This is a genomic window from Streptomyces sp. SolWspMP-5a-2, from assembly GCF_900091845.1.
In the GTDB taxonomy this organism is placed as follows: Bacteria; Actinomycetota; Actinomycetes; order Streptomycetales; family Streptomycetaceae; genus Streptomyces; species Streptomyces doudnae.
This window is the reverse complement of the sequence record NZ_FMCI01000051.1, coordinates 18,114-42,767: the sequence shown is the minus strand read 5'-3', so window position 1 is coordinate 42,767 and position 24,654 is coordinate 18,114. Positions and strand designations below refer to the sequence as shown.

General features: G+C 67.2%; 31 protein-coding genes. All 31 read right to left on the bottom strand.

Annotated features, from left to right (window positions below; translation table 11 throughout):
* Nucleotides 1-318: 318 nt before the first annotated feature.
* The 31 genes from map to GA0115242_RS04760 all read right to left on the bottom strand — a co-directional run bounded on the left by map (nucleotide 319) and on the right by GA0115242_RS04760 (nucleotide 24,573).
* On the bottom strand, nucleotides 319-1,155 hold the full coding sequence (gene map, locus GA0115242_RS04915) for a type I methionyl aminopeptidase (protein ID WP_093824871.1): 837 nt from the start codon (nucleotides 1,153-1,155) through the stop codon (nucleotides 319-321).
* A gap of 99 nt (nucleotides 1,156-1,254) precedes the next feature.
* The gene (locus GA0115242_RS04910) at nucleotides 1,255-1,917 is read right to left on the bottom strand and encodes an adenylate kinase (protein WP_093824869.1); all 663 of its coding nucleotides are present in this window, start codon (nucleotides 1,915-1,917) and stop codon (nucleotides 1,255-1,257) included.
* Nucleotides 1,917-3,230, bottom strand: coding sequence for a preprotein translocase subunit SecY (gene secY / locus GA0115242_RS04905; RefSeq protein WP_093824867.1), 1,314 nt, complete (start codon nucleotides 3,228-3,230; stop codon nucleotides 1,917-1,919). Before secY ends, GA0115242_RS04910 begins: the two co-directional genes overlap by 1 nt.
* 174 nt (nucleotides 3,231-3,404) lie before the next feature.
* On the bottom strand, nucleotides 3,405-3,860 hold the full coding sequence (rplO, locus tag GA0115242_RS04900) for a 50S ribosomal protein L15 (RefSeq protein WP_093824865.1): 456 nt from the start codon (nucleotides 3,858-3,860) through the stop codon (nucleotides 3,405-3,407).
* Nucleotides 3,861-3,862: 2 nt separating this feature from the next.
* Nucleotides 3,863-4,045 (bottom strand): 50S ribosomal protein L30, encoded by a 183-nt coding sequence (gene rpmD, locus GA0115242_RS04895; RefSeq protein WP_006376032.1) that lies wholly within the window; start codon nucleotides 4,043-4,045, stop codon nucleotides 3,863-3,865.
* Nucleotides 4,045-4,650: a 30S ribosomal protein S5 gene (gene rpsE, locus GA0115242_RS04890; protein ID WP_007494753.1), complete on the bottom strand. Its 606-nt coding sequence runs from the start codon at nucleotides 4,648-4,650 to the stop codon at nucleotides 4,045-4,047. Before rpsE ends, rpmD begins: the two co-directional genes overlap by 1 nt.
* A gap of 39 nt (nucleotides 4,651-4,689) precedes the next feature.
* Nucleotides 4,690-5,073, bottom strand: a complete 384-nt coding sequence (gene rplR / locus GA0115242_RS04885; RefSeq protein ID WP_093824863.1) for a 50S ribosomal protein L18 — start codon at nucleotides 5,071-5,073, stop codon at nucleotides 4,690-4,692.
* A 3-nt stretch (nucleotides 5,074-5,076) separates the two neighbouring features.
* The gene (gene rplF / locus GA0115242_RS04880) at nucleotides 5,077-5,616 is read right to left on the bottom strand and encodes a 50S ribosomal protein L6 (protein WP_093824861.1); all 540 of its coding nucleotides are present in this window, start codon (nucleotides 5,614-5,616) and stop codon (nucleotides 5,077-5,079) included.
* Nucleotides 5,617-5,640: 24 nt separating this feature from the next.
* Nucleotides 5,641-6,039, bottom strand: coding sequence for a 30S ribosomal protein S8 (rpsH, locus tag GA0115242_RS04875; protein WP_057607912.1), 399 nt, complete (start codon nucleotides 6,037-6,039; stop codon nucleotides 5,641-5,643).
* 212 nt (nucleotides 6,040-6,251) lie between these two features.
* Nucleotides 6,252-6,437, bottom strand: coding sequence for a type Z 30S ribosomal protein S14 (locus GA0115242_RS04865; protein ID WP_003948630.1), 186 nt, complete (start codon nucleotides 6,435-6,437; stop codon nucleotides 6,252-6,254).
* 5 nt (nucleotides 6,438-6,442) lie between these two features.
* Complete coding sequence (gene rplE / locus GA0115242_RS04860) at nucleotides 6,443-7,000, bottom strand: 50S ribosomal protein L5 (RefSeq protein WP_007494758.1); 558 nt, start codon at nucleotides 6,998-7,000, stop codon at nucleotides 6,443-6,445.
* Nucleotides 7,000-7,323: a 50S ribosomal protein L24 gene (rplX, locus tag GA0115242_RS04855; RefSeq protein WP_003992365.1), complete on the bottom strand. Its 324-nt coding sequence runs from the start codon at nucleotides 7,321-7,323 to the stop codon at nucleotides 7,000-7,002. Before rplX ends, rplE begins: the two co-directional genes overlap by 1 nt.
* A 2-nt stretch (nucleotides 7,324-7,325) precedes the next feature.
* Nucleotides 7,326-7,694: a 50S ribosomal protein L14 gene (gene rplN / locus GA0115242_RS04850; protein WP_003998823.1), complete on the bottom strand. Its 369-nt coding sequence runs from the start codon at nucleotides 7,692-7,694 to the stop codon at nucleotides 7,326-7,328.
* A 100-nt stretch (nucleotides 7,695-7,794) separates the two neighbouring features.
* Nucleotides 7,795-8,079 (bottom strand): 30S ribosomal protein S17, encoded by a 285-nt coding sequence (gene rpsQ, locus GA0115242_RS04845; protein ID WP_093824859.1) that lies wholly within the window; start codon nucleotides 8,077-8,079, stop codon nucleotides 7,795-7,797.
* The gene (gene rpmC / locus GA0115242_RS04840) at nucleotides 8,079-8,303 is read right to left on the bottom strand and encodes a 50S ribosomal protein L29 (RefSeq protein ID WP_030221001.1); all 225 of its coding nucleotides are present in this window, start codon (nucleotides 8,301-8,303) and stop codon (nucleotides 8,079-8,081) included. Before rpmC ends, rpsQ begins: the two co-directional genes overlap by 1 nt.
* Complete coding sequence (gene rplP / locus GA0115242_RS04835) at nucleotides 8,303-8,722, bottom strand: 50S ribosomal protein L16 (RefSeq protein ID WP_046732372.1); 420 nt, start codon at nucleotides 8,720-8,722, stop codon at nucleotides 8,303-8,305. Before rplP ends, rpmC begins: the two co-directional genes overlap by 1 nt.
* 5 nt (nucleotides 8,723-8,727) lie before the next feature.
* A complete protein-coding gene (rpsC, locus tag GA0115242_RS04830; RefSeq protein ID WP_093824857.1) occupies nucleotides 8,728-9,555 on the bottom strand; it encodes a 30S ribosomal protein S3 in 828 nt (275 codons plus the stop codon).
* A complete protein-coding gene (gene rplV, locus GA0115242_RS04825) occupies nucleotides 9,555-9,902 on the bottom strand; it encodes a 50S ribosomal protein L22 (RefSeq protein ID WP_003974262.1) in 348 nt (115 codons plus the stop codon). Before rplV ends, rpsC begins: the two co-directional genes overlap by 1 nt.
* A 40-nt stretch (nucleotides 9,903-9,942) precedes the next feature.
* Nucleotides 9,943-10,224 (bottom strand): 30S ribosomal protein S19, encoded by a 282-nt coding sequence (gene rpsS, locus GA0115242_RS04820; RefSeq protein ID WP_007384069.1) that lies wholly within the window; start codon nucleotides 10,222-10,224, stop codon nucleotides 9,943-9,945.
* A 12-nt stretch (nucleotides 10,225-10,236) separates the two neighbouring features.
* A complete protein-coding gene (gene rplB, locus GA0115242_RS04815; RefSeq protein WP_093824855.1) occupies nucleotides 10,237-11,073 on the bottom strand; it encodes a 50S ribosomal protein L2 in 837 nt (278 codons plus the stop codon).
* A 38-nt stretch (nucleotides 11,074-11,111) separates the two neighbouring features.
* Nucleotides 11,112-11,531: a 50S ribosomal protein L23 gene (gene rplW, locus GA0115242_RS04810; RefSeq protein WP_093824853.1), complete on the bottom strand. Its 420-nt coding sequence runs from the start codon at nucleotides 11,529-11,531 to the stop codon at nucleotides 11,112-11,114.
* The gene (rplD, locus tag GA0115242_RS04805; protein WP_093824851.1) at nucleotides 11,531-12,187 is read right to left on the bottom strand and encodes a 50S ribosomal protein L4; all 657 of its coding nucleotides are present in this window, start codon (nucleotides 12,185-12,187) and stop codon (nucleotides 11,531-11,533) included. Before rplD ends, rplW begins: the two co-directional genes overlap by 1 nt.
* A gap of 8 nt (nucleotides 12,188-12,195) precedes the next feature.
* Complete coding sequence (gene rplC, locus GA0115242_RS04800; RefSeq protein WP_093824849.1) at nucleotides 12,196-12,840, bottom strand: 50S ribosomal protein L3; 645 nt, start codon at nucleotides 12,838-12,840, stop codon at nucleotides 12,196-12,198.
* 17 nt (nucleotides 12,841-12,857) lie between these two features.
* Nucleotides 12,858-13,166: a 30S ribosomal protein S10 gene (gene rpsJ, locus GA0115242_RS04795; RefSeq protein WP_003948644.1), complete on the bottom strand. Its 309-nt coding sequence runs from the start codon at nucleotides 13,164-13,166 to the stop codon at nucleotides 12,858-12,860.
* Between the two features lie 500 nt (nucleotides 13,167-13,666).
* A complete protein-coding gene (locus GA0115242_RS04790; protein WP_093824846.1) occupies nucleotides 13,667-14,896 on the bottom strand; it encodes an acyltransferase family protein in 1,230 nt (409 codons plus the stop codon).
* A 303-nt stretch (nucleotides 14,897-15,199) separates the two neighbouring features.
* Nucleotides 15,200-16,393 (bottom strand): elongation factor Tu, encoded by a 1,194-nt coding sequence (tuf, locus tag GA0115242_RS04785; protein WP_093824844.1) that lies wholly within the window; start codon nucleotides 16,391-16,393, stop codon nucleotides 15,200-15,202.
* 164 nt (nucleotides 16,394-16,557) lie between these two features.
* Nucleotides 16,558-18,687 carry an elongation factor G gene (gene fusA, locus GA0115242_RS04780; protein ID WP_093824842.1) on the bottom strand — a complete coding sequence of 710 codons (2,130 nt, stop codon included), beginning with the start codon at nucleotides 18,685-18,687 and terminating at the stop codon, nucleotides 16,558-16,560.
* A gap of 39 nt (nucleotides 18,688-18,726) precedes the next feature.
* Entirely contained in the window at nucleotides 18,727-19,197 is a 471-nt protein-coding gene (gene rpsG / locus GA0115242_RS04775; protein ID WP_003992340.1) for a 30S ribosomal protein S7, read from the bottom strand.
* A 2-nt stretch (nucleotides 19,198-19,199) separates the two neighbouring features.
* Nucleotides 19,200-19,571 carry a 30S ribosomal protein S12 gene (gene rpsL, locus GA0115242_RS04770; RefSeq protein WP_003948652.1) on the bottom strand — a complete coding sequence of 124 codons (372 nt, stop codon included), beginning with the start codon at nucleotides 19,569-19,571 and terminating at the stop codon, nucleotides 19,200-19,202.
* A gap of 446 nt (nucleotides 19,572-20,017) precedes the next feature.
* Nucleotides 20,018-20,524 (bottom strand): DUF1707 and DUF4190 domain-containing protein, encoded by a 507-nt coding sequence (locus GA0115242_RS04765; RefSeq protein WP_256089369.1) that lies wholly within the window; start codon nucleotides 20,522-20,524, stop codon nucleotides 20,018-20,020.
* A gap of 149 nt (nucleotides 20,525-20,673) precedes the next feature.
* Nucleotides 20,674-24,573 (bottom strand): DNA-directed RNA polymerase subunit beta', encoded by a 3,900-nt coding sequence (locus GA0115242_RS04760; protein ID WP_093824838.1) that lies wholly within the window; start codon nucleotides 24,571-24,573, stop codon nucleotides 20,674-20,676.
* Between the last annotated feature and the right edge of the window lie 81 nt (nucleotides 24,574-24,654).

The window sequence follows — 24,654 nt, the reverse complement described above, 5'->3', positions numbered from 1 at the left end:
TTTCCCCGAGGGGCGCATGCGGACATGCGGGTGCACGAGAGCCGACGAGTCAGTCTACGTCAGCGCACCCGGAAAGACGAATCGCAGAAGTCTGCCCCATACGGGAGATCCTTAAGCAGGGGCATCGCGCGCCGCCACGGCCCGACCGCCCGGCCGCCACGGCGCGGGCGGCGCCGGGAGAGCGGCGCCGGACGGATGTCAGGCAGGCGTCGGACCGGTGCCGGCGGGGTCACGCCGCCGTCAGGCCGACGGGACGGGCGCCGCGGTCAGGCCGGCGGGACGGGCGCCGCGGTCAGGCCGGCGGGGTGGGCGCCGTCGTCAGGCCAGCGGGTCGGGCGCCGCCGTCACGCCGTGCTCGGCGAGCTTCGCCTTGCCGCCGTCCGGGGCGGTCAGCACCAGCGGCCCCGCCTCCGTGAGCGCCACCGAGTGCTCCCAGTGGGAGGACCAGGTGCCGTCGGTGGTGATGACCGTCCAGTCGTCGGAGAGGACCTCGGTGCGCGGGGTGCCCAGCGAGACCATCGGCTCGATGGCGAGGCAGAAGCCCGGGACCAGCTTGGGGCCCTTGCCGCGGCGGCGGTCGACGTAGTTCAGCAGATGCGGGTCCATGTGCATCTCGGTGCCGATGCCGTGGCCGCCGTAGTCCTCGATGATCCCGTACTTGCCGCCGCCCGGCTTCGGCTGGCGGCGGATGTACGTCTCGATCGCGCGCGAGACGTCGACCAGCCGGTTGCCCTGCTTCATGGCCGCGATACCGGCCCACATCGACTCCTCGGTCACCCGGGACAGCTCGACCAGCTCGGGAGCGTGCCCGGAGCCCACGAAAGCCGTGTACGCGGCGTCGCCGTGCCAGCCGTCGATGATCGCGCCGCAGTCGATGGAGATGATGTCGCCGTCCTTCAGGACGACCTCGTCGGACGGGATGCCGTGCACGACGACCTCGTTGACCGAGGTGCAGATGGTGGCCGGGAAGCCGCCGTAGCCGAGGAAGTTGGGCTTGGCGCCGTGGTCGGCGAGGACCTTGCGGGCCACCTGGTCCAGGTCCTTGGTGGTGGCGCCGGGCACCGCCGCCTCCCGGGTCGCGGCGTGGATGGCGGCGACGACAAGACCCGCCTGACGCATCGTGGCGATCTGCTCGGGGTTCTTGATCTGCACCATGGGGGGCCTGCGCTCTCCGTCACTCACGACAACCGGTCAGTACACAACAGTACGGCCGTGACGCCCGAGGGGGCGTCACGGCCGGTTCGAGCTCGACGGCTACTTGCCGGCGTCCTCGCGCTTGAGGGCCTCCAGGGCCCGCCGCGTGATCTCGTCCACCGGGCCCAGCGAGGAGATCGTGACGACCAGCCCCTGCGCCTTGTAGTAGTCGATGATCGGCTCGGTCTGCGTGTGGTAGACCTCGAGCCGCTTGCGGACGGTCTCCTCGGAGTCGTCGTCGCGCTGGTACAGCTCACCGCCGCAGACGTCACAGACGCCGTCCTGGGCCGGCGGGCTGTAGGTGACGTGGAAGACATGCGCGGAGTCGTTGCGGCAGATCCGCCGACCGGCGATCCGCTTGACGACCTCCTCCTCGGGAACCTCGAGGTCCAGCACCGCTTCCAGCTTGATGCCCTCGGTCTTCAGCAGCTCGTCGAGCGCCTCGGCCTGCGAGACGTTGCGCGGGAAACCGTCGAGCAGGAAGCCGTTCTCGGCGTCCGGCTGCTCCATGCGGTCCTTGGCCATCGCGATGGTGACCTCGTCGGGGACGAGGTTGCCCGCGTCCATGTAGGACTTCGCGAGTTTCCCGAGCTCCGTCTGCTGGCTGATGTTGGCGCGGAACAGGTCGCCCGTGGAGATGTGCGGAACACGCAGCGTCGCGGCGAGACGCGTGGCCTGCGTGCCCTTTCCCGCACCCGGAGGCCCGACGAGAACGATTCGCATCAGCGGAGGAACCCTTCGTAATTGCGCTGCTGAAGCTGGCTCTCGATCTGCTTCACCGTCTCGAGACCGACACCCACGATGATGAGGATGCTGGTCCCGCCGAACGGGAAGTTACCGGTTGCCCCGAACCCGACCAACGCCATCGTTGGCACAAGAGCGATCAGCCCCAGATACAGCGAACCCGGCCAGGTGATCCGGTTGAGCACGTACGACAGGTACTCAGCGGTCGGTCGGCCAGCCCGGATGCCCGGGATGAAGCCACCATACTTCTTCATGTTGTCGGCGACTTCTTCGGGGTTGAAGGAGATCGCCACGTAGAAGAACGCGAAGAAAACGATCAGCAAGAAGTAGCTGACCAGGTAGATCGGGTGGTCACCCTTGGTGAGGTTCTGCTCGACCCAGGTCTTCCAGCCGGAGTTGCCGCTGGAGAACTGCGCGACCAGCGCCGGGATGTAGAGCAGCGACGACGCGAAGATGACCGGGATGACACCCGCCTGGTTGACCTTCAGCGGGATGTACGTCGACGTGCCGCCGTAGGAACGGCGTCCGATCATGCGCTTCGCGTACTGGACGGGGATGCGGCGCTGAGCCTGCTCGACGAAGACCACCAGGCCGACCATGACCAGGCCGACGAGGATGACGGTCCCGAACTCGATCCAGCCGTCGGCCAGGTTGCCCTGCTTCTTGATGGCCCACAGCGCGGACGGGAACGTCGCGGCGATCGAGATGAACATGAGGATCGACATGCCGTTGCCGATGCCGCGGTCGGTGATCAGCTCGCCCAGCCACATGACGACGGCCGTACCGGCGGTCATGCAGATGACCATGGTGATGGTGGTGAAGATCGCCTGGTCCGGGACGATGCTCGACGCGACGGTGCAGCCCGAGAAGAGCGCGCCGCTGCGGGCGGTGGCGACCAGGCCGGTGCCCTGCAGGATGGCGAGCGCGACGGTCAGGTAGCGCGTGTACTGCGTGATCTTCGCGGTACCGGCCTGGCCCTCCTTCTTGAGGGCCTCCAGACGCGGGATCACCACGGTCAGCAGCTGGAGGATGATGCTCGCCGTGATGTACGGCATGATCCCCAGCGCGAAGATGGTGATCTGCAGCAGCGCGCCGCCGCTGAACATGTTGACGAGACCGAAGAGGCCCTGGTTGCCGGACGCCTCGTCCACGCACTGTTGGACGGCCGTGTAGTTGACGCCGGGGATCGGGACGTGGGTACCGACCCGGTACACCACGATGATGCCGAGCGTGAAGAGCAGTTTCTTGCGCAGGTCGGGCGTCCTGAACGCCCGGGCGAACGCGGTGAGCACGGTGCCTCCTGCGACCCCCGCGCAACTGCGTCAAGGGTGACGGTCTTGAGGTTCGACGAATACGGAAATGAACAGCGCAGGCCACCTTACCGGCGACCCTGCCCCCGTGGAACGACCAACCGGGGATACCCCGTTATGGGATATCCCCGGTCGGGATCGTTCACGTCATCGCGCTCAGACGAGCTCGGTGACAGTACCGCCCGCGGCGGTGATCTTCTCCTTGGCGGAGCCGGAGACGGCGTCCACCGTCACCTGCAGCGCCACCGAGATCTCGCCCTGTCCGAGGACCTTGACGAGGCTGTTCTTGCGAACGGCGCCCTTGGCCACCAGACCCTCGACGGTGACCTCGCCACCCTCGGGGTAGAGCGAGGCCAGCTTGTCGAGGTTGACAACCTGGAACTCGGTCTTGAACGGGTTCTTGAAGCCCTTCAGCTTCGGGAGACGCATGTGGAGGGGCATCTGGCCACCCTCGAAGCGCTCCGGAACCTGGTAACGGGCCTTCGTGCCCTTGGTACCACGACCGGCCGTCTTACCCTTCGACGCCTCACCACGACCCACACGGGTCTTGGCGGTCTTGGCGCCCGGGGCGGGACGGAGGTTGTGGATCTTGAGCGGGTTGTTCTCCGCCATGATCAGTCGACCTCCTCGACCGTCACGAGGTGGCGGACGGTGTGCACCATTCCGCGGAACTCGGGGCGGTCCTCCTTGACGACCACGGTGTTGATCCCCTTGAGACCAAGCGACCGCAGGGTGTCACGGTGGTTCTGCTTGCTGCCGATGTACGACTTCGTCTGCGTGACCTTGAGGCGAGCCATTACGCACCCGCCCCGGCACGTGCACGAAGGAGAGCCGCGGGGGCGACGTCCTCGAGCGGCAGACCGCGGCGGGCCGCGACCTCCTCGGGACGCTGCAGGCCCTTGAGGGCCGCCACGGTCGCGTGCACGATGTTGATCGCGTTGTCGGAGCCGAGCGACTTCGACAGGATGTCGTGGATACCGGCGCACTCGAGCACGGCACGCACCGGGCCACCGGCGATAACACCGGTACCGGGGGACGCGGGCTTGAGCAGGACGACGCCGGCAGCCTTCTCACCCTGGATGGGGTGGGGGATGGTGCCCTGGATGCGGGGGACCTTGAAGAAGTGCTTCTTGGCCTCCTCAACACCCTTGGCGATGGCGGCCGGCACCTCCTTGGCCTTGCCGTAACCGACACCGACGGTGCCGTCACCATCGCCCACCACGACCAGCGCGGTGAAGCTGAAGCGACGACCACCCTTCACAACCTTGGCGACGCGGTTGATCGCGACAACGCGCTCAACGTACGCGGTCTTCTCGGCGGCAGCAGCGCCGCCGTCACGGCCCTTCCGGTCCCGCCGCTCGCCGCCACCGGCACCGCCACCGCGGCGCTGGGGTCCAGCCATTGGAATTACCTCTCTCTTTTTCCGCTAGCTACGGCAGGCTCAGAAGTTGAGCCCGGCTTCGCGGGCGGCGTCCGCCAGGGCGGCGATGCGCCCGGCGTACTGGTTGCCACCACGGTCGAACACGACAGACTCGACACCGGCGGCCTTGGCGCGCTCGGCGACCAGGGCGCCGACCTGCTTGGCCTGGGCGGACTTGTCGCCCTCGCCACCGCGGATCGAGGTGTCCAGGGTGGACGCCGACGCCAGGGTGTGACCCTTGATGTCGTCGATCACCTGGGCCACGATGTGCCGGTTCGAGCGGGTAACGACCAGACGGGGGCGCTCCGCCGATCCGGCGATCCGCTTGCGGATCCGGATGTGACGGCGCTTGATGGCGGCACGCTTGTACGCGTCGCCCTTCAGAATCTTCTGCCCGTATGCCATGGCTTACTTACCCGCCTTTCCGACCTTGCGGCGGATGACTTCGCCCTCGTACTTGACGCCCTTGGCCTTGTACGGGTCGGGCTTGCGCAGCTTGCGGATGTTGGCCGCAACCTCGCCGACCTTCTGCTTGTCGATGCCCTCGACCTGGAAGCGGGTCGGGGTCTCCACCTTGAAGGTGATTCCCTCGGGCGCCTCGACGGTGATCGGGTGGCTGTAGCCGAGAGCGAACTCGAGGTTCGATCCCTTGGCCGTCACGCGGTAACCGACACCGCTGATCTCGAGCTTCTTCACGTAACCCTGGGTCACGCCGGTGATCATGTTCGCCACCAGCGTGCGGGACAGGCCGTGCAGGGCCTTGTTCTGACGCTCGTCGTTGGGGCGGGTGACGTTCAGAACGCCGTCCTCACCCTTGGCGATGTCGATCGGCGATGCGACGGTGTGGGTCAGCGAGCCCTTGGGGCCCTTGACCAGTACCGTACGGCCGTCGATGGTGACGTCCACGCCGGCGGGAACCGTGATGGGGAGCTTGCCAATACGCGACATAGCTGTTTCCTCCGTTCCCTTCCGCTACCAGACGTAGGCGAGGACTTCCCCACCCACGCCCTTCTTGCCGGCCTGCTTGTCAGTGAGGAGCCCGTGCGACGTGGAGATGATCGCCACGCCCAGGCCGCCGAGCACCTTCGGCAAGCTGGTGGACTTCGCGTACACCCGGAGACCGGGCTTGGAGATCCGCTTGATGCCCGCGATGGAGCGCTCACGGTTGGGGCCGAACTTCAGCTCCAGGACGAGGCTCTTGCCGACCTCGGCGTCCTCGACCTTCCAGCCCGTGATGAAGCCCTCCTGCTGGAGGATCTCCGCGATGTGCGACTTGATCTTGGACGCCGGCATCGTCACGGAGTCGTGGTATGCCGAGTTCGCGTTCCGCAGACGGGTCAGCATGTCTGCGATCGGATCAGTCATGGTCATGAATTGGCCTTCGGCCTCTCTCGCCGGGGTTTCCTGGTGCGCCATCCCTCTCCCCGATCCGAGACGGGACGGGTGCGGCGCGGTGGACCTACGGCGTAGTAAGTCGTACGGGCGCGACAGGCGCCCAACCCCGCAAGCCTAATGCATGCGGGGGTGGGCCCCTGTCCACCCAGATGCTTACCGAGAGCCCTGCTAGTTCCGGATTACCGGGACTACCAGGAGCTCTTGGTCACGCCCGGCAGCTCGCCACGGTGAGCCATCTCACGAAGGCACACGCGGCAGAGGCCGAACTTGCGGTACACGGAGTGCGGACGGCCGCAGCGCTGGCAGCGCGTGTAGCCACGCACCCCGAACTTGGGCTTGCGAGCAGCCTTAGCGATCAGAGCCTTCTTCGCCATCTCGCTCACGCCTCCTTGAACGGGAAGCCGAGGTGACGAAGGAGCGCGCGGCCCTCAGCGTCGTTGGTCGCCGTGGTGACCACGGTGATGTCCATACCCCGGACGCGGTCGATCTTGTCCTGGTCGATCTCGTGGAACATGACCTGCTCCGTGAGACCGAAGGTGTAGTTGCCACGGCCGTCGAACTGCTTGGGGGACAGGCCGCGGAAGTCGCGGATGCGCGGAAGCGCCAGCGACAGGGTGCGGTCCAGGAACTCCCACATGCGGTCGCCACGGAGCGTGACGTGGGCACCGATCGGCTGGCCCTCACGCAGCTTGAACTGCGCGATGGACTTGCGGGCCTTGGTGACGGCCGGCTTCTGACCGGTGATGGTGGTCAGGTCGCGGATCGCGCCCTCGATCAGCTTCGAGTCACGGGCGGCGTCGCCGACACCCATGTTGACCACGATCTTGACGAGGCCGGGGATCTGCATGACGTTCTCGTACTTGAACTCGTCACGCAGCTTGCCCGCGATCTCCTCGCGGTACTTCGTCTTGAGACGCGGAGTGGTGGTGGTAGCCATCAGATGTCCTCACCCGTCCGCTTGGCAACGCGGATCTTGTTGCCCTCGTCGTCGAAGCGGTAACCGACACGCGTGACAACCTTGTTGCCGTCCTTCTCCACGACCAGCTGGACGTTGGAGACGTGGATCGGCGCCTCGGTGGTGACGATGCCGCCGGCCTGCGAACCGCGAGCGGTCGGACCGGCCTTGGTGTGCTTCTTGACCCGGTTGACACCCTCGACCAGGACGCGGTCCTCGCGGGGGAAGGCCGCGATGACCTTGCCCTGCTTGCCCTTGTCCTTACCGGTGATGACCTGGACCAGGTCGCCCTTCTTGATCTTCATGCTTACAGCACCTCCGGAGCCAGCGAGATGATCTTCATGAACTTCTTCTCGCGCAGCTCACGCCCGACCGGGCCGAAGATGCGGGTGCCGCGAGGGTCGCCGTCGTTCTTCAGAATGACGGCGGCGTTCTCGTCGAAGCGGATGTACGAGCCGTCCGGACGGCGGCGCTCCTTGACGGTGCGAACGATGACCGCCTTGACGACGTCACCCTTCTTCACGTTGCCACCGGGGATCGCGTCCTTGACGGTGGCGACGATGACGTCACCGATGCCCGCGTAGCGGCGACCGGAGCCACCGAGCACACGGATGCAAAGGATTTCCTTCGCACCAGTGTTGTCGGCGACGCGCAGTCGCGACTCCTGCTGGATCACGTCTATCTCCTGTGTGTCTGCCGGTTCCCCGGGAGCCGCTCAGCGGAGCGGCTCCCGGAGCCTGGCGGAACTGTCCTGCGAGGTCTGCCCCGCAGGAGATTTACTTGGCCTTCTCGAGGATCTCGACGATGCGCCAGCGCTTCGTCGCGGACAGCGGCCGGGTCTCCGCGAGGAGGACACGGTCGCCGACACCCGCAGCGTTCTGCTCGTCGTGCGCCTTGAGCTTGTTCGTACGGCGGATGACCTTGCCGTACAGCGCGTGCTTGACGCGGTCCTCGACAGCGACGACGACGGTCTTGTCCATCTTGTCGCTGACGACGAGACCCTCACGGGTCTTGCGGAAGCCGCGCGCCTCTGCGTTCTCAGTCACGTTGTTCTCGCTCATCAGGCGTTCTCCACCGTCTCGATGCCCAGCTCGCGCTCGCGCATCAGGGTGTAGATCCGCGCGATGTCCTTGCGGACGGCCTTGAGCCGACCGTGGTTCTCGAGCTGTCCGGTCGCCGCCTGGAAGCGGAGATTGAACAGTTCTTCCTTGGCTTCGCGGAGCTTGCCGAGCAGCTCCTCGTCACCCAGTTCGCGCAGCTCGGACGCCTTGGTACCGGCCGACATCACGCTTCACCTGCCTCGCGCTTGACGATCCGGCACTTCATCGGCAGCTTGTGGGCCGCACGGGTCAGCGCCTCACGGGCGATCTTCTCGTTGGGGTACGACAGCTCGAACATCACGCGTCCGGGCTTGACGTTGGCGATCCACCACTCGGGAGAACCCTTACCGGAACCCATGCGGGTCTCGGCCGGCTTCTTGGTGAGCGGACGGTCCGGGTAGATGTTGATCCAGACCTTGCCACCACGCTTGATGTGACGCGTCATGGCGATACGAGCGGCCTCGATCTGACGGTTCGTCACATACGCCGGGGTGAGCGCCTGGATGCCGTACTCGCCGAACGCAACCTGCGTGCCGCCCTTGGCAGCGCCGTCGCGCTTCGGGTGGTGCTGCTTGCGGTGCTTGACCCTACGGGGGATCAGCATGACGGTCAGGCCTCCGTTCCGGTGCTCTCAGCCGGCGCGGCGGCGGGGGCCTCGGCCTTGGGGGCCTCGGCGCCGGCAGCCTGCTGCGGCTTACGACCACGCCGCTCGCCACCGCCACCACGGCCACCACGGGCCGGGCGGTCGGCGCCACCGCGGGCCGGGCGGTTACCCGCACGGGCCGCAGCGTTCTCGGCGCGGACCTCGGCGATGTTCTTGACATCGCCCTTGTAGATCCAGACCTTCACGCCGATGCGGCCGAAGGTCGTCTTGGCCTCGAAGAAGCCGTAGTCCACGTTCGCGCGGAGCGTGTGCAGGGGCACACGGCCCTCGCGGTAGAACTCCGAGCGGGACATCTCGGCGCCGCCGAGGCGGCCACCGCACTGGATCTTGATGCCCTTGGCGCCGGCCTTCATGGCGGACTGCATGCTCTTGCGCATGGCCCGGCGGAAGGAGACGCGGGAGGAGAGCTGCTCGGCGACGGCCTGCGCGACCAGCTGGGCATCCGTCTCGGGGTTCTTGACCTCGAGGATGTTCAGCTGGACCTGCTTGCCGGTGAGCTTCTCGAGGTCACCGCGGATGCGGTCGGCCTCGGCGCCGCGGCGGCCGATGACGATGCCCGGACGAGCGGTGTGGATGTCCACCCGCACGCGGTCACGGGTGCGCTCGATCTCCACCTTCGAGATGCCGGCGCGCTCCATGCCGGACGTCATCATCCGACGGATGGCGACGTCTTCCTTGACGTAGTCCTTGTACAGCTTGTCGGCGTACCAACGCGACTTGAAGTCGGTCGTGACACCGAGCCGGAACCCGTGCGGGTTTACCTTCTGGCCCATTACCGGGTTCCTTCCTTGCTGCTGACGACCACAGTGATGTGGCTGGTCCGCTTGCGGATCCGGTAGGCGCGACCCTGGGCGCGCGGCCGGAACCGCTTCAGGGTCGGACCCTCGTCGACGTACGCCTCGGAGATGAAGAGGCTGTCGGCGTCGGTGTGGTCGTAGTTGTGCGCGGCGTTGGCGATGGCGCTGTCCAGCACCTTGCCGACCGGCACGCTCGCGGCCTGCGGGGCGAAGCGCAGGACGGCCTGAGCCTCCGTGGCGTCCATGCCACGGATGAGGTCCACCACGCGGCGGGCCTTCATGGGCGTGACGCGGATGTACCGCGCCTGGGCCCTGGCTTCCATGGTTGTCCCTTCAGTGTTTGTCATGGTCGTTCACCCCGCGCTAGCGGCGCTTCGACTTCCGGTCGTCCTTGACGTGACCCCGGAAGGTGCGCGTCGGCGAGAACTCGCCGAGCTTGTGGCCGACCATCGACTCGGTGACAAACACCGGGATGTGGGTCTTGCCGTTGTGCACCGCGATCGTGTGACCGAGCATGGCCGGGACGATCATCGAGCGGCGGGACCAGGTCTTGATGACGTTCTTGGAACCGGCTTCGTTCTGGGCGTCCACCTTCTTGATCAGGTGGTCGTCGACGAAGGGCCCCTTCTTGAGACTGCGCGGCATCTAAACCCGCTCCTAGCGCTTCTTGTTCGTCTTGCGGCGGCGGACGATGTACTTGTTCGAAGCCTTCTTCGGCGAACGAGTACGACCCTCCTTCTGACCCCAGGGGCTGACCGGGTGGCGACCACCGGAGGTCTTGCCCTCACCACCACCGTGCGGGTGGTCAACCGGGTTCATCGCCACACCGCGAACGGTCGGGCGGACGCCCAGCCAGCGCTTGCGACCGGCCTTGCCCCAGTTGATGTTGCTCTGCTCGGCGTTGCCGACCTCGCCGACCGTGGCGCGGCAGCGCTGGTCGACCAGGCGGATCTCACCGGACGGCATGCGGAGGTGGGCCATCGAGCCCTCCTTCGCGAGCAGCTGCACGGAGGCACCGGCGGAGCGGGCGAACTTGGCACCGCCACCGGGACGGAGCTCGATCGCGTGGATCGTGGTACCGACCGGGATGTTGCGGAGGGCCAGGTTGTTGCCCGGCTTGATGTCGGCCCCGGGACCGTTCTCGACGCGGTCGCCCTGCGACAGGTTGCGGGGGGCGAGGATGTAGCGCTTCTCGCCGTCCGCGTAGTGCAGCAGCGCGATGCGCGCGGTGCGGTTGGGGTCGTACTCGATGTGCGCGACCTTCGCCGGCACGCCGTCCTTGTCGTGACGACGGAAGTCGATCACACGGTAGGCGCGCTTGTGTCCGCCACCCTGGTGGCGAACGGTCACACGACCGGCGTTGTTACGGCCGCCCTTGCTGTGCAGGGGGCGGACCAGCGACTTCTCCGGCGTGGACCGCGTGACCTCGACGAAGTCGGCGACGCTGGAGCCACGACGGCCCGGCGTAGTCGGCTTGTACTTGCGGATTCCCATTTCTCAGTCCTCGTCCGATATCGGACGATCCGACCCGCTTACGCGGTCGGACCGCCGAAGATGTCGATACGGTCGCCCTCAGCGAGGGTCACGATCGCGCGCTTGGTGGCGGCACGCTGACCGAAACCGGTCTTGGTGCGCTTGCGCTTGCCCTGGCGGTTGATCGTGTTGACCCCGGTGACCGTGACCGAGAAGACCGCCTGGACGGCCTGCTTGATCTGGGTCTTGTTGGAGCCCGGGGCGACGATGAACGTGTACTTGTTCTCGTCGAGGAGCGCGTAGCTCTTCTCCGACACGACCGGCTTCAGCAGCACGTCACGGGGGTCCGTGTACGCCTTGCTGGGCGCGGTGACGACGGTGTTCTTGCCCTCGGCGGCGTGGCGACGCGCCTTGGCGACGCGCGCGGCCTTGGCGGCCTTGGCCGCCTTGGAGGCGATGCTCGGGTGACGCGTGGCCATCAGACCTCGCTCCCTTCGGTGTCATTGGCCTTCGGGCCGGACACGAAGGACTCGAAAGCGGCCTGGGTGAAGACCACGTCGTCCGAGACGAGAACGTCGTACGTGTTCAGCTGGCCCGGCTCCAGGATGTGCACCTGGGGCAGGTTGCGGGCGGACAGCCACGAGGCCTCGTCGGCGCGGTCGACGACCAGGAGCAGGTTCTTGCGCTCCGAGATCTTGCCGAACAGCGTCCGGGCGGCCTTCGTCGACGGGTTCTCACCCTCGACGACGCCGGAGACGACGTGGATGCGGTTGTGGCGGGCCCGGTCGGTGAGGGCGTGACGCAGCGCGGCCGCCTTCATCTTCTTCGGGGTCCGCTGCGAGTAGTCACGCGGCACGGGACCGTGCACGACGCCACCACCGGCGAACTGCGGCGCGCGGGTCGAGCCCTGACGGGCGCGGCCGGTGCCCTTCTGGCGGTACGGCTTCTTGCCGCCACCACGGACCTCGCCACGGGTCTTCGTCTTGTGCGTGCCCTGGCGGGCAGCGGCCAGCTGTGCGACAACGACCTGGTGGATCAGCGGGATGCTGACCTTCTCGACGTCGAAGATCTCCGAGGGGAGCTCGACGGAACCGGCCTTGTCGCCCGCGGGCGAAAGGATGTCAACAGTGCTCATCGGTTACCTCAGGCCCCCTTGGCCGCGGTGCGGACCAGGACGAGGCCGCCGTTCGGACCGGGAACCGCGCCCTTGATGAGCAGCAGACCCTTCTCCGCGTCAACGGCGTGGACGGTCAGGTTCTGGGTGGTGACCCGCTCGTTGCCCATGCGACCCGCCATGCGGAGGCCCTTGAACACACGGCCCGGGGTGGCGCAGCCACCGATGGAACCGGGAGAGCGGTGCTTGCGCTGGGTGCCGTGACCGGCGCCGAGGCCCTTGAAGTTGTGACGCTTCATGACACCGGCGAAGCCCTTGCCCTTGCTCTTGCCGGTCACGTCCACCTTGACACCGGCCTCGAAGGACTCGGCGGTGATCTCCTGGCCGAGGGTGTACACGCTGGCGTCAGCGGTACGGATCTCGACGAGGTGACGGCGGGGGGTGACGTCGGCCTTGGCGAAGTGGCCCTTGAGGGGCTTGTTCACCTTGCGCGGGTCGATCTCGCCGAAGGCGATCTGGACCGACTCGTAGCCGTCGACGTCGTTCGTACGGACCTGGGTCACGACGTTGGGGCCGGCCTTGACGACGGTGACCGGAACAACACGGTTGTTCTCGTCCCACACCTGCGTCATGCCGAGCTTCTCGCCCAGGATGCCCTTGATCTGCTTAGCCATCTCTCAGATCACCGGCCTCAGAGCTTGATCTCGATGTCGACACCGGCCGGGAGGTCGAGTCGCATCAGGGAGTCAACGGTCTTGGGCGTCGGGTCGAGGATGTCGATCAGGCGCTTGTGCGTGCGCATCTCGAAGTGCTCGCGCGAGTCCTTGTACTTGTGCGGCGACTTGATGACGCAGTACACGTTCTTCTCAGTGGGCAGCGGCACCGGGCCCGCGACCGACGCACCAGTCCTGGTCACCGTCTCGACGATCTTCTTCGCCGAAGAGTCGATGACCTCGTGGTCGTAGGCCTTGAGCCGGATGCGGATCTTCTGTCCCGCCATGGCTACTCAGTAGTCCTGTCTCTCTAACGCTCTGGAACCCGGTGTTCCCATATCCCGTTCGTCCGACCCACGCGGTCGGGCGTGTCGCGCTGTCGCTGACACAGATGCCCCTTGTTCGAGCATCCCTGTACGGAACAAGCACGGCCCTTCCGGTACCGCAAGCCGGGAACGAAAGTCCACCGGGTGCCTGGCCGGCGCTGCACTGTCGCTTCCCGAAAGATTCCCGTACGTCCAACCCTGAAAGGGTTGACGAGTACTGTGGGACTCGCTTTCGGTCCTCCCGGCGGGAGGCGCGCAGCATCAACACTCGACCGAGCAACCAGGCTAGTCTGCCATATGGGGCAGGGGCCTGGCCAATCGAGCCGGAGACAATACCCCGAGAGTGACGCAGGTCAAACACAGGTGCCCGCGCGGTGGGGCGAACGGCCCGTGACGACCCCCGTCCGGCCGCGCTCCCGCGGGTTCCCGCGGTGGCGCCGGCCCCCCGGCCGTCCGCCCGCTCAGCCCCCGTTCCCCGCGTTGCGCATCCGCGCGAAGGACGTGTCGAGGCCGCGCTTGAGCAGCCCCGCGAGCGGCCGCTCCACCCACCGGTGCACGCCCCAGCTCAGCACCAGGAACCCGGCCACGACGAGGACCACGAGCAGCCGCGGGTCGACCGTGTCGCGCAGCCTGCTGATGACCGCCGTCCCGGCCGCGTAGTGCAGCAGGTAGAACGGGTAGGTCAGGGCGCCCGCCGTGACCAGCCAGCGCCAGCGGATCCGGTCGGTCGCGCCGAGCGCGACGGCCACCATCACCAGCAGGAACACGGTGTAGATCGCCACGCTCCCCCGCCAGCCGGAGACGTGCTCGACCTCGTCGATCCGGGTGCCCAGCTCCCGCTGCGCCATCAGCCAGGACATCGCGAGGATGCCCCACAGCAGCAGGTCCTGCCCGAAGCGGTACATCAGGTAGAGGGCGAGCCCGGCGATGAAGTACCAGGCGCCGTCCGGGTTGGCGACCAGGTCGAGCAGCGGCAGCTCGGCCCGCGGCGCCAGCATCGCGGCGGCGCCCCACGCGCAGCAGAAGACCACGACCCTGCGGTACGTCAGACCGGTGACGACGACCAGCAGGAAGAGCAGGTAGAAGCGGAGTTCGGCCCAGAGCGTCCAGTAGACCCCGTCCACGTTCCCGACGCCCGAACCCGCCTGCAGCATGGTCAGGTTGAGCAGCGTCTCCCGCGGGTCGAGCCGCTCCCAGACACCGGGGACGAGCGCGAGGACCACGCTGGTGAAGGCGATCGCGAACCAGTACGCCGGGTAGAGGCGGATCACCCGGGAGACGAAGAACTGCCGCGGGGTGCGGCCCCAGCAGGACATGCAGATCACGAAGCCGCTGATGACGAAGAAGATCTCGACGCCGGTCCAGCCGTAGGACGCGAGGCGGAACACCGTCGGCATGACGTCCGACACCGACCGGTCCCAGATCGGGTTGCCCGCCCGGTCCACGCGCTCGGTGCCCGCGTAGTGGTGGACGGCGACCATCAGCGCGGCGACCAGCCGGATGCCGTCGACGACGTACAGGCGGGGGCGTTCGCGCCGCAGCGGGGCGCGGGCAGTGCCGCGCCGGGGAGCGGTGTCGGCCGGCCGGGCCGGGCCCGCGGACCGCGGCGGCGGCCCGTCCGCGGGTACCGGCGGACGGTGCCCGTGGTCGGCCCTCGTGCTGATCAGCGTCCCGTTCCGCGCGCCACGCATCAGAACCCGGTCATCTCCTGTGTGCGATCCGGCGGCCCCGGTGGCCCCGCTCCTCCTTCACGCTAGGCCGTCACAAGACCCGCACAGTGAGCAGACGAGGACCAACGGGACATCCAGGACACGGAGTTGGCCCAAGGCTCGACGACCCGCCCGTCAGCCTTCCCGAAGACTTCACCCGCCCGTGGCCAACTCTGCGTCCGCGAGATGGTCGGCCGGGCATGCGAAAGGGCCCGCACGACCGGAGTCGTGCGAGCCCCTTCAGGTGCTTCAGCTCAGGCTGGAGCTACCGGGTCGAACCCGAGATCACTTGTTGATCTTGGTGACCTGGCCGGCGCCCACGGTACGACCACCCTCGCGGATGGCGAACTTCAGGCCCTCCTCCATGGCGATGGGCTGGATCAGCTCCACCTTCATCTCGGTGTTGTCGCCCGGCATGACCATCTCGGTGCCCTCGGGGAGGGTCACGACGCCGGTCACGTCCGTGGTACGGAAGTAGAACTGCGGGCGGTAGTTGTTGAAGAAGGGGGTGTGACGGCCACCCTCGTCCTTCGACAGGATGTACGCCTGCGCCTCGAACTCCGTGTGCGGGGTGACCGAGCCCGGCTTGATGATGACCTGGCCGCGCTCGACGTCCTCGCGCTTGATGCCGCGGAGCAGCAGACCGACGTTCTCACCGGCCTGGCCCTCGTCGAGCAGCTTGCGGAACATCTCGATACCGGTGACCGTGGTGGTGGTCTTCTCGGTCTTGATGCCGATGATGTCGACGGTCTCGTTGACCTTGAGGACACCACGCTCGATACGGCCGGTGACGACCGTACCGCGACCGGTGATCGTGAAGACGTCCTCGATGGGCATGAGGAACGGCTTGTCGACGTCGCGCTCGGGCTCCGGGATCGACTCGTCGACGGCCTTCATCAGGTCGAGGACGGTCTGGCCCCACTCGGCGTCGCCCTCGAGCGCCTTGAGCGCCGAGACCTTGACGACGGGCAGGTCGTCGCCCGGGAACTCGTACTCGGAGAGGAGCTCACGGACCTCGAGCTCGACGAGCTCCAGGATCTCCTCGTCGTCCACCATGTCGGCCTTGTTCAGGGCGACGACGATGTACGGAACGCCGACCTGGCGGGCCAGGAGCACGTGCTCCTTGGTCTGCGGCATCGGGCCGTCGGTCGCGGCGACGACGAGGATGGCGCCGTCCATCTGCGCCGCACCCGTGATCATGTTCTTGATGTAGTCCGCGTGACCCGGGCAGTCGACGTGGGCGTAGTGACGGGTCTCCGTCTGGTACTCGACGTGCGCGATGGAGATGGTGATACCGCGCTGGCGCTCCTCAGGAGCCTTGTCGATCTGGTCGAACGCCGAGGCCTCGTTCAGGTCCGGGTACGCGTCGTGCAGCACCTTGGTAATGGCGGCCGTGAGGGTCGTCTTACCGTGGTCGATGTGACCGATGGTGCCGATGTTGACGTGCGGCTTAGTCCGCTCGAACTTCGCCTTCGCCACTGGGGTCCTCCTGGGAGTGGTTCTGGTACGCCTTACTTGAACGGCGCCAGGTGATCTTTGCTGTCAAAGCCCGGGCCCGGGGCATCCACCGTCATACGGTGATGAATTCGGGTGAATGCCCCTGGAGGCTCGGAGTCAAGCCTACGGCGTGTGAACGCGGTGCGTTACTCGCCCTTGGCCTTCGCGATGATCTCCTCGGCGACGTTCCGGGGAACCTCGGCGTAGGAGTCGAACTGCATCGAGTAGCTCGCGCGACCCGACGTCTTGCTGCGGAGGTCGCCGACGTAGCCGAACATCTCCGAGAGGGGCACGAGGCCCTTCACGACGCGAGCGCCGCTGCGCTCCTCCATGGCCTGGATCTGGCCACGGCGGGAGTTGAGGTCGCCGATGACATCGCCCATCGACTCCTCGGGCGTGGTGACCTCGACGGCCATCATCGGCTCGAGGAGCACCGGGGACGCCTTGCGCGCGGCCTCCTTGAAGGCCTGCGAACCGGCGATCTTGAAGGCGAGCTCGGAGGAGTCGACCTCGTGGTAGGCACCGTCGAGAAGCGTGACGCGGACGCCCGTCATCTCGTACCCGGCCAGGATGCCGAACTGCATGGCCTCCTGCGCACCGGCGTCCACCGACGGGATGTACTCCCGCGGGATGCGACCACCGGTCACCTTGTTCACGAACTCGTACGCCGGGCCGTCGCTCTCGGTGATCGGCTCGATCGCGATCTGCACCTTGGCGAACTGACCGGTACCACCGGTCTGCTTCTTGTGGGTGTAGTCCACGCGCTCGACGGCCTTGCGGATCGTCTCGCGGTACGCGACCTGCGGCTTGCCGACGTTGGCCTCGACCTTGAACTCACGGCGCATCCGGTCGACCAGCACCTCGAGGTGCAGTTCGCCCATACCGCCGATGATGGTCTGGCCGGTCTCCTCGTCCGAGTGGACCTGGAAGGAGGGGTCCTCCTCCGCGAGACGCTGGATGGCGACACCCAGCTTCTCCTGGTCACCCTTGGACTTGGGCTCGATGGCGACCTGGATGACCGGCGCCGGGAAGTCCATGGACTCCAGGATCACCGGGTTCTTGTCGTCGGACAGCGTCTCACCGGTGGTGGTCTGCTTCAGGCCCATGACGGCGACGATGTCACCGGCGCCCACCGACTCGATCTCCTCACGCTTGTTCGCGTGCATGCGGTAGATCTTGCCGATGCGCTCCTTCTTGCCCTTGACCGAGTTCAGCACCGCGGTGCCGGACTGGAGGCGACCGGAGTAGATCCGGACGAAGGTGAGCTTGCCGAGGTGCGGGTCGCTCATGATCTTGAACGCGAGCGCGGAGAGCGGCTCCTCGTCCGACGGCTTGCGCGTGACGACGACCTCGGGGTCCTTGACGTCGTGGCCCTCGATGGCCTCGACGTCGAGCGGGGTCGGCAGGTAACGCACGACCGCGTCGAGCAGGGGCTGGACGCCCTTGTTCTTGAACGCGGTGCCGCAGAACACGGGGGTGACCGTGGTGCCCTGGGACTTGCCGGACGCGATGGTGATGCGACGGACCGCGGCGTACAGCTGCTCCTCGGTGGGCTCCTGGCCCTCCAGAAACAGCTCCATGATCTCGTCGTCGTTCTCCGCGACGGTCTCGACCAGCTTGCCGCGGTACTCCTCGGCGGCCTCGGTGTGCGTGGCGGGGATGTCGACGACGTCGTACATCTCGCCCTTCGCGGCCTCGGCGGACCACACGAGCGCCTTCATGCGGACCAGGTCCACGACGCCCTTGAAGTCGGCCTCGGCACCGATCGGCAGCTGCATGACGATCGGAACGGCACCGAGCCGGTCCTTGATCATGTCGACGCAGCGGTGGAACTCGGCACCGGTGCGGTCCAGCTTGTTGACGAAGCAGATGCGCGGCACGCCGTAACGGTCGGCCTGACGCCACACCGTCTCGGACTGCGGCTCGACACCGGCGACACCGTCGAACACCGTGACGGCACCGTCGAGGACGCGCAGCGAGCGCTCCACCTCGACCGTGAAGTCGACGTGACCCGGGGTGTCGATGATGTTGATCGTGTAGTCGTCGTCCTCGAGCGGCCAGTGACAGGTGGTGGCAGCAGAGGTGATCGTGATGCCACGCTCCTGCTCCTGCTCCATCCAGTCCATGGTGGCGGCGCCGTCGTGGACCTCACCGATCTTGTAGGAGACGCCGGTGTAGAACAGGATCCGCTCGGTGGTGGTCGTCTTGCCCGCGTCGATGTGGGCCATGATCCCGATGTTGCGGACCTTGGCCAGGTCAAGTGAAGTGGTAGCCATAAGGCTTCGGTCTTCTCTCGGTCTCGATGTGGGTAGCGACTACCAGCGGTAGTGCGCGAAGGCCTTGTTGGACTCGGCCATCTTGTGCGTGTCCTCGCGCTTCTTGACGGCCGCACCGAGGCCGTTCGAAGCGTCGAGAAGCTCGTTGAGCAGACGCTCGGTCATGGTCTTCTCGCGACGGGCGCGGGAGTAGCCGACCAGCCAGCGCAGCGCCAGGGTGTTCGCACGACCGGGCTTGACCTCGATCGGAACCTGGTACGTCGCGCCACCGACACGGCGGGACTTGACCTCGAGGGTCGGCTTGATGTTCTCGAGCGCGCGCTTCAGCGTGATGATCGGGTCGTTGCCCGTCTTCTCACGCAGACCCTCCATGGCACCGTAGACGATGCGCTCGGCGGTGGAGCGCTTGCCGTTCAGCAGCACCTTGTTGATGAGGGAGGTCACCAGAGGAGAACCGTAGACCGGGTCGATGATGACCGGGCGCTTCGGGGCGGGGCCCTTACGAGGCATTCTTACTTCTCCTTCTTGGCGCCGTAGCGGCTGCGGGCCTGCTTGCGGTTCTTGACACCCTGGGTGTCGAGCGAGCCGCGGATGATCTTGTAGCGAACACCCGGCAGGTCCTTCACACGGCCGCCGCGCACGAGCACGATCGAGTGCTCCTGCAGGTTGTGTCCCTCACCCGGAATGTAAGCGGTGACCTCGATCCCGCTGGTCAGACGCACACGCGCGACCTTACGCAGGGCCGAGTTCGGCTTCTTCGGGGTGGTCGTGAACACACGCGTGCAGACGCCACGACGCTGAGGGGAACCCTCGAGTGCGGGCGTCTTGTTCTTCTCGACCTTGTCCTGCCGGCCCTTCCGGACCAGCTGCTGGATCGTAGGCACTACTTCTCCGGTTTCTGTGTGCCGATTGGTAAAGCTAACCTGGAACGTCACCGACCCACGCGGTCGGGTGTGTCGGATCCGGCGGACCTTCGCCGTGAGGCGGAAGGGGCACGGATCACGGTGGCCGCTCACGGCTCGCCGTGCGGTTGAAGGCACGCACAAGAGCCAGGGCACACCCCAGGCACAAGGTCTGAGCGTACCTACCTCATTCGCTGCGGTCAAAACAAATGGACCGCGCACGGATCGCCCCGCTGTCCATGTCAAGTCGCCCCGCTCCGGACGATCTTGGATCGGGCCGGGCCGACCCCGCCCCGCTCCCCCGCCGACCACCCCGCCGGGTCGTCCCACGGCGCGTGCACCGCCCCCGCGCACGCCCCTGACCTGGCCGGATCACACCCGGTCCGCCCCGGCGCACCCCCGGTCACACCCCGCGCGCCCGCCGCGGCTCAGTGCGCCAGGACCATCAGCACCAGCAGCCCGGCCAGCAGCAGCACCCAGCCCGCCACCGACACCCAGCCGAGCACCAGTCCGGTCACCGCCAGCCCGTCCCCGTTCTCGCCGGTGCGCCGGATCTCGGCCCGCGCCGAGTGCCCGAGGACGATCGCCGGGAGCGCGGTCAGCCCGCCGGTGAACACCGTCAGACCGCCGCAGACCACCGCGCCCACCGCCTTGCCGTTGGTCGGCCGCGGCGGCACGGGCAGGAAGGTGCCGGGGACAGGCCCCAGGGCCGCCTGCTGCGGGACGGGACCGGCCGGCAGGTCCGCGACCAGCAGGCCCAGCTCCCCCACCGTACGGGCCGCGTACGCCCGCTCCAGCCGCCGGTCGAACTCCGGCTTCTCCAGCCGGCCCTCGCCGTACCCCGCTCTCAGCACGTCGACGGCGCGCTCGCGGTCGGCGTGGGAGGCGAGCATGGACGGCCCGGCCTGACCCTGCCAGGGCGTAGGAAACGACACGGGCACCATCCCCCAGGGCGTCGAAGTGTCTCCATCATCCTTCAACGCACCGGTTTCGGCATCGGTTCCCGGTCCCGCGCGCGGGGGCGCGGACACGCCGAAGGGCGGCCACCCCGGAAGGTGACCGCCCCTCAACCGGTACGACCCGCTTACTGGTTGTACGGACCGTAGTCGTAGTCCTCCAGCGGAACGGCCTGGCCGGAGCCGGTGCCGAACGGCGAGTAGTCGATGTCGTCGTAGCCGACGGCCGAGTACATCGCGGCCTTGGCCTCCTCGGTGGGCTCCACCCGGATGTTGCGGTAGCGGGACAGACCCGTACCGGCCGGGATGAGCTTACCGATGATGACGTTCTCCTTGAGGCCGATGAGGCTGTCGGACTTGGCGTTGATCGCCGCGTCCGTCAGCACCCGGGTCGTCTCCTGGAAGGAGGCGGCCGACAGCCAGGACTCCGTCGCCAGCGAGGCCTTGGTGATACCCATCAGCTGCGGACGACCGGAGGCGGGGTGACCGCTCTCCTGGACCACACGACGGTTCTCGGTCTCGAACTTGGAGCGCTCGACCAGCTCGCCGGGCAGCAGCTCGGCGTCGCCGGACTCGATGATCGTCACGCGGCGCAGCATCTGCCGGATGATGATCTCGATGTGCTTGTCGTGGATCGACACACCCTGCGAGTTGTAGACCTTCTGGACCTCGCCGACCAGGTGGACCTGGACGGCGCGCTGGCCCAGGATGCGCAGCACGTCGTGCGGGTTGGTGGCACCCACGGTGAGCTTCTGGCCCACCTCGACGTGCTCGCCCTCGCTGACCAGGAGCCGGGCACGCTTCGAGATCGGGAACGCCGTCTCGTCGCTGCCGTCGTCCGGGGTGACGACGATCTTCTTCGTCTTCTCGGTCTCCTCGATCCGGATGCGGCCGGAGGCCTCGGAGATCGGGGCGACACCCTTCGGGGTACGGGCCTCGAAGAGCTCGACGACACGCGGCAGACCCTGGGTGATGTCGTCACCGGCCACACCACCGGTGTGGAAGGTACGCATCGTCAGCTGGGTGCCGGGCTCACCGATGGACTGGGCGGCGATGATGCCGACCGCCTCACCGATGTCGACCAGCTTGCCGGTGGCCAGCGAACGGCCGTAGCACATGGCGCAGGTGCCGACGGCGGACTCGCAGGTCAGGACCGAGCGGGTCTTGACCTCCGCGACGCCGTACTTGACCAGCTCGTCGATGAGCACGTCACCGAGGTCGGTACCGGCCGGGCCGAGCACCTTGCCGTCGACGACGATGTCCTCGGCGAGGCAGCGCGCGTACACGGACGTCTCGACGTTCTCCGCCTTGCGCAGCACGCCGTCCGCGCCGACCTCCGCGATCTGGAGCTTGAGACCGCGCTCGGTGCCGCAGTCCTCCTCGCGGATGATGACGTCCTGGGAGACGTCGACCAGACGACGGGTGAGGTAACCCGAGTCGGCGGTCCGCAGCGCGGTGTCCGCCAGACCCTTACGGGCACCGTGGGTGGAGATGAAGTACTCCAGCACGGACAAGCCCTCACGGAACGACGCCTTGATGGGACGCGGGATCGTCTCGTTCTTGGCGTTGGACACCAGACCGCGCATACCGGCGATCTGACGCATCTGCATCATGTTTCCTCGGGCGCCCGAGTCGACCATCATGAAGATCGGGTTCGTCTTCGGGAAGTTCTCGTTCATGGCCTCGGCGACCTCGTTGGTCGCCTTGGTCCAGATCGCGATGAGTTCCTGAGTCCGCTCTTCCTTGGTGATCAGACCGCGCTCGTACTGCTTCTGGACCTTCTCGTCCAGCGCCTCGTAGCCCTTGACGATCTCCTTCTTCGCGTCCGGGACGACGATGTCGGAGATGGCCACGGTGACGCCGGAGCGGGTGCCCCAGAAGAAGCCGGCCGCCTTCAGGTTGTCGAGCGTCGCCGCCACGATGACCTTGGGGTAGCGCTCGGCCAGGTCGTTGACGATCTCGCCGAGCTGCTTCTTGCCCACCGAGTAGTCGACGAACGGGTAGTCCTCGGGCAGCAGCTCGTTGAAGAGCGCGCGGCCCAGGGTGGTGCGCAGCCGGAAGGTGTCGCCGGGCTGCCACTCGGGCTCGCCCTCCTCGCGGGCCGGGGGCGTCCAGCCGCGCGGCGGGATGGTGCCCACCGGGAAGCGGATGTCGACGGCCGACTGGAGCGCCAGCTCACCGGCGTCGAACGCCATGGTCGCCTCGGCCGTGGAGCCGAACGCGCGGCCCTCGCCCTTGACGTCCCGCAGCTCGCCGTCCGTGGTCAGGAAGAACAGACCGAGGACCATGTCCTGGGTCGGCATCGTGACCGGGCGGCCGTCGGCCGGCTTGAGGATGTTGTTCGAGGACAGCATCAGGATGCGGGCCTCGGCCTGCGCCTCCGCGGAGAGCGGCAGGTGGACGGCCATCTGGTCACCGTCGAAGTCCGCGTTGAACGCGGTGCAGACGAGCGGGTGGATCTGGATGGCCTTGCCCTCGACCAGCTGCGGCTCGAAGGCCTGGATGCCCAGGCGGTGCAGGGTGGGCGCACGGTTCAGCAGCACCGGGTGCTCGGCGATGACCTCTTCGAGGACGTCGTACACGACGGTGCGGCCGCGCTCGACCATCCGCTTGGCGCTCTTGATGTTCTGCGCGTGGTTCAGGTCGACCAGGCGCTTCATCACGAACGGCTTGAAGAGCTCCAGCGCCATGGCCTTCGGCAGACCGCACTGGTGCAGCTTCAGCTGCGGACCGACGACGATGACGGAACGCGCCGAGTAGTCGACGCGCTTGCCGAGCAGATTCTGGCGGAAGCGGCCCTGCTTGCCCTTGAGCATGTCGGACAGCGACTTCAGCGGACGGTTGCCGGGGCCCGTGACGGGGCGACCGCGGCGGCCGTTGTCGAAGAGGGCGTCGACCGCCTCCTGGAGCATGCGCTTCTCGTTGTTGACGATGATCTCGGGGGCACCGAGGTCGAGAAGCCGCTTCAGGCGGTTGTTGCGGTTGATCACGCGGCGGTACAGGTCGTTCAGGTCGGAGGTCGCGAAGCGGCCACCGTCCAGCTGCACCATCGGACGCAGGTCCGGCGGGATGACCGGCACGCAGTCCAGCACCATGCCCTTGGGGCTGTTGCTGGTCTGCAGGAACGCGGAGACGACCTTGAGGCGCTTGAGCGCGCGGGTCTTCTTCTGGCCCTTGCCGGTGCGGATGATCTCGCGGAGCTTCTCGGCCTCCTCGTCGAGGTCGAAGGACTCCAGGCGCTTCTGCAGCGCGGCGGCGCCCATCGAACCGTCGAAGTAGGTGCCGAAGCGGTCCCGCAGCTCGCGGTAGAGCAGCTCGTCGCCCTCCAGGTCCTGGACCTTGAGGTTCTTGAAGCGGGTCCAGACCTCGTCGAGGCGGTCGATCTCGCGCTGCGCGCGGTCGCGCAGCTGCTTCATCTCGCGCTCGGCGCCCTCGCGCACCTTGCGGCGCACGTCGGCCTTGGCGCCCTCGGCCTCCAGCTCGGCCAGGTCGGTCTCGAGCTTCTTGGCGCGGGCCTCCAGGTCGGCGTCGCGGCGGTTCTCGACCTGCTGGCGCTCGACGGAGACGTGGGCCTCCAGGGAGGGCAGGTCGCGGGTGCGGCGCTCCTCGTCGACGTACGTGATCATGTACGCCGCGAAGTAGATGACCTTCTCCAGGTCCTTCGGGGCGAGGTCGAGCAGGTAGCCCAGCCGCGACGGGACTCCCTTGAAGTACCAGATGTGGGTGACCGGGGCGGCAAGCTCGATGTGGCCCATCCGCTCACGGCGCACCTTGGCGCGCGTGACCTCGACGCCACAGCGCTCGCAGATGATGCCCTTGAAGCGGACGCGCTTGTACTTGCCGCAGTAGCACTCCCAGTCCCGGGTCGGACCGAAGATCTTCTCGCAGAAGAGTCCGTCCTTCTCGGGCTTGAGGGTGCGGTAGTTGATCGTCTCGGGCTTCTTGACCTCGCCGTGGCTCCACTGACGGATGTCGTCGGCGGTGGCCAGGCCGATCCGGAGCTCGTCGAAGAAGTTGACGTCGAGCACTATGCGTCAATCCCTCTCAGGGTTGTAAGTCTTGGGGTCTGAAACGGGGGTCCTGGGGCCGGAGACCTTCTGGGCGAAGGT